Raw genomic sequence first — 8964 nt, 5'->3', positions numbered from 1 at the left:
GGGGACGATCCGACTACGCAGAAGAAGTTGTGCGTCAGGCGAAGCAGGAGGCATCCCAGAATGTTGAGATCGAAGCAAAATTTGTTGAGTACGATGACGGTGCATTGGAAGAACTCGGTTTCGACTGGACGTTGGTTGAATCCGAAAAACCAAGCGCGGAAAACGAAGGCCTGTTCAGCGAAGTTGCCAAACCCACAGCCCAACCTGCAACTCCGGCGCAACCAGCCCCGGTCGTGGCGACTGACGAGAAACTCGTCCCCTTGCAAGTCGAATATCCCAAGCCACTTTTCACCGGAACGCCGAAACAAATTAAGTCCGACAATCTGGAACCGTCATCCTCAACCGCCTCCAAAGACCTGATGGCTCGAGGACTGGCTTTTTACAGAAGCGGCGATTATGCCAAGGCCGAAGCGGCCTTCGAGGCTGCGCTTGCTGAAGATCCCTATAACCGTGAGGCCATGGAATATCTCAATCGCTCGGCTCAAAAGCTTGCGAGCAATGAAGTTCGGATGCAGAGATCCTCGCGTGCCCAGGCCATGAGTGATGTGTCGCTGGCGTGGAATCCGCCACCCAGCCGCGAAAACTATGCGGCGATCGTGGAGAACGAGTTTAACCATTCGAAGGACAAAGCGCTTTCTACGTTTTCGATCGATGTAGATACGGCCTCGTATGCCAACGTCCGCCGTTATTTGGCGGGCGGACGGTTGCCGCCGAAAGACGCGGTGCGGATCGAGGAGATGATCAACTATTTCGAATATGATTATGAGGACCCCAAAGGAACCCGCCCCTTCGCAACGTCGATGGCGCTGACCGATTGTCCGTGGAACAACGAACATCGCTTGCTACGTATCGGCCTGCAAGGCCGGAAGCTCGCGGACGAGGACTGGCGCGACTCCAATCTGGTGTTCCTGCTCGATGTTTCGGGCTCGATGAATTCCGCCGACAAACTGCCGTTGCTTAAAACAGGGTTTGAAAAAATGGTACGCGCATTGGGGGAAAGGGACCGCGTGGCGATCGTCGTCTATGCGGGATCGTCGGGCGTGGTGCTGGATTCCACGTCGGCCATGGAAAAGGAAACCATCATCGGTGCACTGAATCGGTTGAAGGCCGGAGGATCGACCGCCGGGGGCCAGGGCATTGAACTGGCCTACCGTCTCGCGAGCGATCATTTTATCAAGGATGGCGTCAACCGCGTAATCCTGGCCACGGACGGCGACTTTAATGTGGGCATCTCCAATATCGACGCCCTTCAACGGCTGATCGAGGAAAAGCGCAAAAGCAACGTCTTCCTGAGCGTGCTTGGTTTTGGAACCGGAAACCTGCAGGACGCCAAAATGGAAATGCTGGCCAACAAGGGGAACGGCAACTATTTCTACATCGACTCCGAACGCGAAGCGGAAAAAGTGCTCGTTAAGCAACTGACCGCCAACATGGTAACCATTGCCAAAGACGTGAAGATCCAGATTGAATTCAATCCGGCGTTGATCCGGTCATACCGCTTGATCGGCTATGAAAACCGCAAGCTGGCCGCCCGCGATTTTGCCGACGACACCAAGGATGCCGGCGAGATCGGCGCCGGGCATCAGGTCACGGCGCTCTACGAGCTGGTGCCTGCCGACGCTCCGGCCACGGAAGACGGCGTGCCGTTGAAATATACCCAGCCCGAATCGACCGAGTTTGCGGTCGATAGTTCGGAGCTGCTGACGCTCAAACTGCGCTACAAGGAGCCGGAAGAGTCGAAAAGCAAGCTGCTGACCTTTGAATTGGACCAAAGTGCCTATCAGCCGGATTCCATGGATGCGTCGTTCCGCTGGGCAACCGCCGTCGCCGCCTTCGGGATGCATCTGCGCGGCTCGAACCGGATCGGGGCGTTTTCGATGGACAACGTAATGGGGGTGGCGAAAAGCGCGGCGGAACGCGATCCTTCCGGCTATCGCGCGGAATGTCTCGAACTCATGAATAAAACCATAAACCTGAGGTCGGGCATCACCACCACAAACGACTATCCCCAGTGGCAATATCGGAACTAGATCCGTTCGGCGGGGCAGGGAACCTTCTTCAATGTCGAACGGATGTCGAGTCGCCCCTTTGCATAGCTTGTGCTTCCGCTAATCCGCTCCTGCCAATTTGCTCAACTTTCCCGAGCAAGAACAGCGTCAGATGTATTTGTTGTAGCCCTTGAGGATGAGGAAGCTTTCGGTCGAGGAGACGCCCGCCACTTGCGAGAGCTGCTCGGTGAGGAAGCGGACGAGGCCCTTGTTGGAGTCGACCAGAATCTCGACCATCAGGTCGAAGCGCCCCGTGGTGATGATCACGGAGTGGACGTTTTCGAGCTCGGCGATCTCGGCCGCCTTGCTTTCGAGCAGTGCGGATTCGGCCACGGATACCGCAATGATGGCGATCTGCTGGTCTTGGAGAATGTCGGGGTTGATCAGCCCGCGAACGACCATGACGCCGGAGTCCTTGAGCTTTTTCAGCCGTTGCCGAATGGCGCCTTCCGAAAGGTTCAGCGCGGTGGCAATGGCACTGTTCGGGACATGCGCCTCGCGCAGGATATCAATGATCTTCCAATCCGTGTCGTCTAGCTGCATATCCAACTCCCATTGTTCGGAACCAACGCTTGGCACTACGCCGTGGCTCGACAAAATAATTAAGGACAAAATGATTCTACAGATCCAATCCGCAAGGAATTATTTTGTCCGAAATTATTTTGTCGGACCATCTATTGGATAATCGTACTTAGCTGATCAACTCATCGACGGGCGTGTAGTCGATGCCCAGGGCGTCGGCCACGGGTTCGTAGACGCAGGCGCCGTTGTAGATGTTGAGGCCCTTCTTGATGGCGGCGGATTCCTTGACGGCGGTTTCCAGGCCCTTGTTCGCGAGGGCGAGGCCGTAGTACAGCGTGGTGCTGGTCAGCGCGAGGGTCGAGGTCAGCGCAACTGCGCCGGGCATGTTGGCCACGCAGTAGTGGATGACGCCATCGATCTCGAAGATCGGATCGTCGTGCGTGGTGGCGCGGGTGGTTTCCACGCAACCGCCCTGGTCGACGGCCACATCGACGATGACCGCGCCCGGCTTCATCAGCTTGAGGTGTTTTTTCTTGATGAGATGCGGGGCCTTGGCACCCGGGATCAAGACGCCGCCGATCACCAGGTCGCTCTCCTTGAGCACCAGCTCGATGTTTTCTTCGTTGCTGTAGAGGGTGGTGATGCGGGTTTCGAAGATGTCGTCGAGATAGGAGAGCCGTTTGGCGCTGATGTCGAGGACCGTCACGTCGGCGCCGAGGCCGATCGCCATCTTGGCCGCGTTGGTTCCCACGATGCCGCCGCCGAGGATGGCCACCTTGCCGCGCGGTACGCCCGGTACGCCGCCGAGCAACACGCCGCGGCCGCCGTAGGGCTTTTCGAGATATTTCGCGCCTTCCTGGATGGAAAGGCGCCCGGCGATTTCGCTCATCGGCGTCAGGCAGGGGAGGTGGTTGCCGGATTCCTCGATGGTTTCGTAGGCGACGGCTTTCACCTTGCGTGCCATCAGCGCCTTGGTTTGGGCTTCGTCGGCCGCGAGGTGGAGGTAGGTGTAGAGAATCTGGCCTTCGTGGAAGAGGTCGTATTCGCAGGGCTGCGGCTCTTTCACCTTGATGATCATGTCCGCGTTGTCGAACAGCGTCTTGGTATCGGCTTCGATGGTGCATCCGGCGGCCACATAGGCTTCGTCCGGAAAGCCCGCGTTCGCGCCCGCATCCTTTTCCACGGTCACTTCATGGCCCGCGTTGATGTAGGCCTTGGCGTTGGCCGGGGTCAGCCCCACCCGGTATTCGTGCTTCTTGATTTCCTTTGCTACTCCGATTTTCATGACACACTCCGTTGTTGGTTGGTTTTATTCGCTTGTAGTACGGAATAATTGCCAACGTAAATAAAAAAATACGAAAAGCGTAAAAACACGAAATTGTAGCGCGAATAACGTATTTGTAGTACCGGTGGCCGGGGCCGCTTTCGGAGGGAGGGGCAACCGGCGGAGGCGCGTCCGGGAGACAACGCGCAGCGGAGGACGCCAATGCTCGGGAATCTACACAGAGCTGCCAGAATCCTACAAGACGGCGGCTTCCCCGCTTGGTTAGCCTTTCAGCATTGTGATAAAAAGTTTTGAACATACACCGAAAACCGGAATCTGCTCGTCGGGTTTCCTCACATGGGAGTTAGAATGAAAAAAGTCCGTGCCGTAATTTTCTTGGTCGCATCGCTGTTCGTTTCGGCGGCGATGGGGCAATCGCTGAAGCTGGCGAGTCTGTTTTCCAGCGACATGGTGCTGCAGCAGCAGACCGATGCCGCGATTTGGGGCCAGGCCGCACCCGGCGCGAAGGTTTCGGTCGCCGTGTCGTGGAGCAAGCAGGTTGCCGAGGCAACGGCGGATGCCGACGGACGCTGGAAGACCTCCATCAAAACCCCCAAGGCGGGCGGACCGCACCGCGTGACCGTCAAGAGCGGCGGCGAAACCGTCGAGCTGAAAAACGTGCTCTCGGGCGAAGTCTGGTTCTGCACCGGGCAATCGAACATGCAGTGGAAAATGCGGGGATACGGCGTCGATTTTTGGAAGGAAGACGTCGAAGCGGCAAACCTTCCGAACATCCGCTTCTGCCAGGTTGCCCAGGTGATTGCCCTGGAACCGCAGGATTCGGTCCAGGCGAAATGGTCGGTCTGCAATCCAACCAGCGTGTTGTCCTTCAGCGCCATCGGTTTTTTCTTCGGCCGGGAGCTTTATGAAGAACTGAATGTGCCGATCGGCTTGGTTTCGGTCAACTGGGGCGGATCGTCCGCCGAAACCTGGGTGGCCAAGGAGACGCTGTCCAAGCAGTTCCCCGAGTTCAATGCGCGGATGGCCGAGTATCCGAAGATGGCGGCGGAGAGCGGCGTGCTTCATATGAGCGCCCAGGGCCGACCCCAAGGCCTGAACCAGCGCAACCCGGCGGTGCTCTACAACGGCATGATCAACCCGCTGGTCTCCTTCGCTCTGCGCGGAGCCATCTGGTACCAGGGCGAATCCAACGTGAAGGACCCCGTGCAGTACCGCACGCTCTTCCCGGCGATGATCCAGGATTGGCGCACGCGCTGGGGCATCGGCGATTTCCCGTTCTACTATGTGCAGATCGCTCCGTTTAACTATAAAAGCGAACCGATCCCGGTCGCCTTTCTGCGCGAAGCGCAAACCATGGCGCTGTCGGTGCCCAACACCGGCATGGCCGTGACCATGGACGTGGGCGATGAAACCAACATCCACCCGAAGCAGAAAAAACCCGTGGCGCATCGCTTGGCCCTGCTGGCCTTGGCCAAGACCTACGGCAAGTCCGATCTCGTCTATTCGGGCCCGCTCTATAAAGCCTGTAAAGTCGAAGGCAACCAGATCCGGCTCGCGTTCGACCACGTCGACGGCGGGCTCGTCGGCAACGACGGCGAAGCGCTGACCCATTTCACGATTTCCGGCGCAGACCGGAAGTTCGTTGACGCCGAAGCGGTGATCGACGGCGACACGGTCGTCGTCCGTGCCGCGGGGGTCTCCAAGCCGGTCGCGGTACGCTACGGCTGGGGCAATGCGGACATGCCGAACCTCGCCAACCAGGAAGGTTTGCCTGCTCCGTCGTTCCGCACCGACGACTGGCCCGTTGGAAACAAGTAATCGATCGAGGCATTTGTTTATGACCGCAAAGACGCAAGGGCACGCAAGGTAGGATTCGTTGCGTCTTCGCGGTCAAATCATGCCATGTTTTTCAGCGAAGGATGGGATATGAAATACATAGTGGCGATGCTCGTGATGACAGGAGTTGCAGTGAATACGGAGGCGATGAAGGATATGTCGGATAAGATTGAGGCGAAGGATTTCAACCCGGCCACCGTGCTGTGGTACCAGGCGCCCGCCGCGGATTGGCAGGCGGCGCTTCCGGTCGGCAACGGGCGGCTGGGCGCGATGGTTTTTGGCAACCATGGCAACGAGCGTATCCAGTTGAACGAAGAGACCTGCTGGTCGGGCGGGCCCTATTCGACCGTGGTCGAGGGCGGCGCCGAGGCGTTGCCGACGATCCAGAACTATATTTTCGAAGGCGAGCCCATCAAGGCCCACAAGCTGTTTGGCCGAAAGCTCATGGGCTATCCCGTGGAGCAGCAGAAATACCAGTCGCTCGCCAACCTGATGCTGTTCTTCGACGGGCAGGAAAAGGTGACCGGCTACAAGCGCTGGCTCGATCTGGAAACCGGCATCGTTTGCGTGGAATATTCCGTCGACGGCGTGACCTACCGCCGCGAGGTGCTCTCCTCCGCCCCCGACCAGGTGATCGCGGTGCGCCTGACGGCCAGCAAGCCCGGCCACCTCTCCTTCAAGGCGCAGCTGCGCGGTTGCCGCAATAGCGCGCACTCGAACTATGCGACCGACTATTTCCGGATGGATGGCGTTGGCCAAAGCGGCCTGATGCTCAACGGCAAGTCGGCCGACTATCTGGGCATCGAAGGCAAGCTGCGCTACAAGGCCGAACTCCAGGCCATGCCGGAAGGCGGCTCCATGAAGGTGGAGGACGATTTCCTGATCGTCGAAAACGCGGACGCGGTGACGCTGGTCATTGCGGCGGCTTCCAACTTCAAAAACTACCAGGATGTCGGCGCCGACCAGAACCGGCGGGTGGCGGACGACCTGAAAAAGGTGGAAGGCAAATCCTTCGCCGAAATCGCCGAAGCCTCCGTGGCCGACTATGCCCCCTATTTCAAGCGCGTCTCGCTGACGCTGCCGACCAACGAGCGCTCCTTCCTGCCGACCGATGAGCGCAAGACGTTGGCGCAGACGAAGGCGGACCCGAGCATGGCGGCGCTTTGCTATAATTTCGCCCGCTACGCGCTGATTGCTTCGTCGCGGCCCGGAACGCAGCCGGCCAACTTGCAGGGCATCTGGAACGAGGACATGAATCCGTCGTGGGATTCGAAATACACCACCAACATCAATGCCGAGATGAACTACTGGCATGCGCAGTCCGGCAACCTCCCCGAATTCTTCGAGCCGTTCAAGAAGATGGCGCAGGAGCTGACCGACCAAGGGGCGCAGGTCGCGAAAGAGCACTACGGCGCACGCGGTTGGGTGTTCCATCAGAACACCGATCTCTGGCGCGTGGCCGCGCCGATGGACGGGCCCTGCTGGGGCACCTTCACCGTCGGCGGCGCGTGGATCTGCAACCAGCTGTTCGACCACTACCTCTACACGCAGGACGAAGCCTACCTGCAGGAAATCTATCCGTTGCTGCAGGGTTCCGTTCAGTTCTTCCTCGATTTCCTGGTGGAAGATCCGTCGGGCCAATACCTGGTGACCAACCCGTCGACCTCGCCGGAAAACCCGCCGAAGGGACCCGGCTATGAATATTTCTTCGACGAAGTGACGGGCAACTATTATTTCACCACCATCTGCTACGGCTCCTCCATGGACATCCAGATCCTGACCGACCTGTTCGGCAACTATCTGGAAGCCGAAAAGATCCTCGGCAAAACGTCCGACGTCGGCCCGCAGGCGCAGGCCGCCCGCCGGCGGCTGGCCCCGCCGAAGATCGGTCGGGACGGCACCTTGCAGGAGTGGACCGAGGATCTCGAACAGATGGAAGACAAGCACCGCCACTTCTCCCACATGTACGGCCTCTATCCCGGCAACGTCATTTCCGCCAAGCGCACCCCGCAATACATCGACGGCGTCAAGGCCGTGCTCGAACAGCGCGGCGACGGCGGCAAGGGCTTCTCGATGGGCTGGAAGATGGCGCTCTGGGCGCGGCTCTACGACGGCGACCGCGCCAACAAGATCTTCCGGACCTACTTGGAATTGCAGTGCTGCCCGCAGTTGTTCGCCCAATGCGGCTCCGCGCTGCAGATCGACGGCACCATGGGCGTTGCGGCGGGCATCACCGAAATGCTGGTGCAGTCGCACGAAGACGTGATCGACCTCTTGCCCGCGCTGCCCTCCGAGTGGGCCGACGGCGCGTTCGAGGGCGTCTGCGTTCGCGGCGGCTTCGAGCTGGATATGGTTTGGAAAGACCGACGGGTGGCCGAAGTGGCCATCCTATCGAAGGCGGGCAAGCGCTGCCGCATCGATGATGGCGCACCGTTCGCGGTGTTGCAGGATGGCCAGGAAATCGCAACGAAGCGCAACGGCGATGGCTCGCTGGAGTTCGAAACCGTCCAGGGTGGGGTTTATACGCTGGTTCGCAAATGACCGCCGGCCGCGCCGGGTAGAGCCGCCGCTACGAGGTGGCTTCCAATTTAATCAAAGGAAATGAATATGAAAAAAATACTAACGCTGCTGACTCTCGCGGGCGTCGCCGTCTCCGGCTATGCCGAACCGAAAACACCCCCCAACGTCATCGTCTTTTTGGCCGATGACCTCGGCTATGGCGACCTCGGATGCTACGGCAACCGGATCATCCAAACGCCCAACATCGACAAGCTCGCTTCGGAAGGCGTGCGGATGACCGACTGCCACTCCGGCGGAACGGTCTGTTCGCCGTCGCGCGCCGCGTTGCTGACCGGCCGCAATCCCTACCGCTCCGGCTTCTTCTATATCCATAGCCGGGATACCTTCCTGAAGGACGAAGAGGTGACCCTCGCCGAAGTGCTGAAGGAAAAGGGCTACGAGACGGCCTTCTGGGGCAAGTGGCATCTCTCCACGCTGGAGAAGAACGCCCACTACACGCACCCCGGCCCCGGCGAGCAGGGCTTCGACTACTGGATGGGCACCACCCTCAACTCGTTCCCCGCACATGGCGGCCCGAGCAATCCCAAGCGCTTCATCAAGAACGGCGAACCGCTGGGCGAAGTCGGTGGCTGGTACTGCGACGTGATCGTCGACGACGCCCGCGAATGGCTGAAGTCCAAGCGCAACAAGGAAAAACCCTTCTTCATGTATGTCTGCTCGCACGAGCCGCACACGCCGATCGATCCGCCGGCG

Annotated in this window: 6 protein-coding genes; 4 read left to right on the top strand and 2 right to left on the bottom strand. The window is 59.3% G+C overall.

Annotated features, from left to right (window positions below; all coding sequences use genetic code 11):
• Positions 1-359 precede the first annotated feature (359 nt).
• Positions 360-2030 (top strand): von Willebrand factor type A domain-containing protein, encoded by a 1671-nt coding sequence (locus tag ABYO54_RS10135; protein WP_372808134.1) that lies wholly within the window; start codon positions 360-362, stop codon positions 2028-2030.
• Positions 2031-2156: 126 nt separating this feature from the next.
• On the opposite strand, the gene ABYO54_RS10130 is transcribed toward ABYO54_RS10135, so the two are convergent.
• Both ABYO54_RS10130 and ald read right to left on the bottom strand, forming a co-directional pair.
• Positions 2157-2591 carry an Lrp/AsnC family transcriptional regulator gene (locus tag ABYO54_RS10130; protein WP_372808133.1) on the bottom strand — a complete coding sequence of 145 codons (435 nt, stop codon included), beginning with the start codon at positions 2589-2591 and terminating at the stop codon, positions 2157-2159.
• Between the two features lie 148 nt (positions 2592-2739).
• Positions 2740-3855 carry an alanine dehydrogenase gene (gene ald / locus ABYO54_RS10125; RefSeq protein ID WP_372808132.1) on the bottom strand — a complete coding sequence of 372 codons (1116 nt, stop codon included), beginning with the start codon at positions 3853-3855 and terminating at the stop codon, positions 2740-2742.
• A gap of 348 nt (positions 3856-4203) precedes the next feature.
• Here ald and ABYO54_RS10120 point away from each other — a divergent pair, with 348 nt between their 5' ends.
• The 3 genes from ABYO54_RS10120 to ABYO54_RS10110 form a co-directional block, all read left to right on the top strand.
• Positions 4204-5673: a sialate O-acetylesterase gene (locus tag ABYO54_RS10120; RefSeq protein ID WP_372808131.1), complete on the top strand. Its 1470-nt coding sequence runs from the start codon at positions 4204-4206 to the stop codon at positions 5671-5673.
• 108 nt (positions 5674-5781) lie between these two features.
• The gene (locus tag ABYO54_RS10115) at positions 5782-8232 is read left to right on the top strand and encodes a glycosyl hydrolase family 95 catalytic domain-containing protein (RefSeq protein ID WP_372808130.1); all 2451 of its coding nucleotides are present in this window, start codon (positions 5782-5784) and stop codon (positions 8230-8232) included.
• 66 nt (positions 8233-8298) lie between these two features.
• Positions 8299-8964, top strand: a 666-nt coding sequence (locus ABYO54_RS10110; protein WP_372808129.1) for a sulfatase, incomplete at its 3' end; no start/stop codon positions are given.

This window comes from Pontiella sp., assembly GCF_041622395.1.
Lineage (GTDB): Bacteria > Verrucomicrobiota > Kiritimatiellia > Kiritimatiellales > Pontiellaceae > Pontiella.
This window is presented reverse-complemented; position numbering and strand designations above follow the sequence as displayed.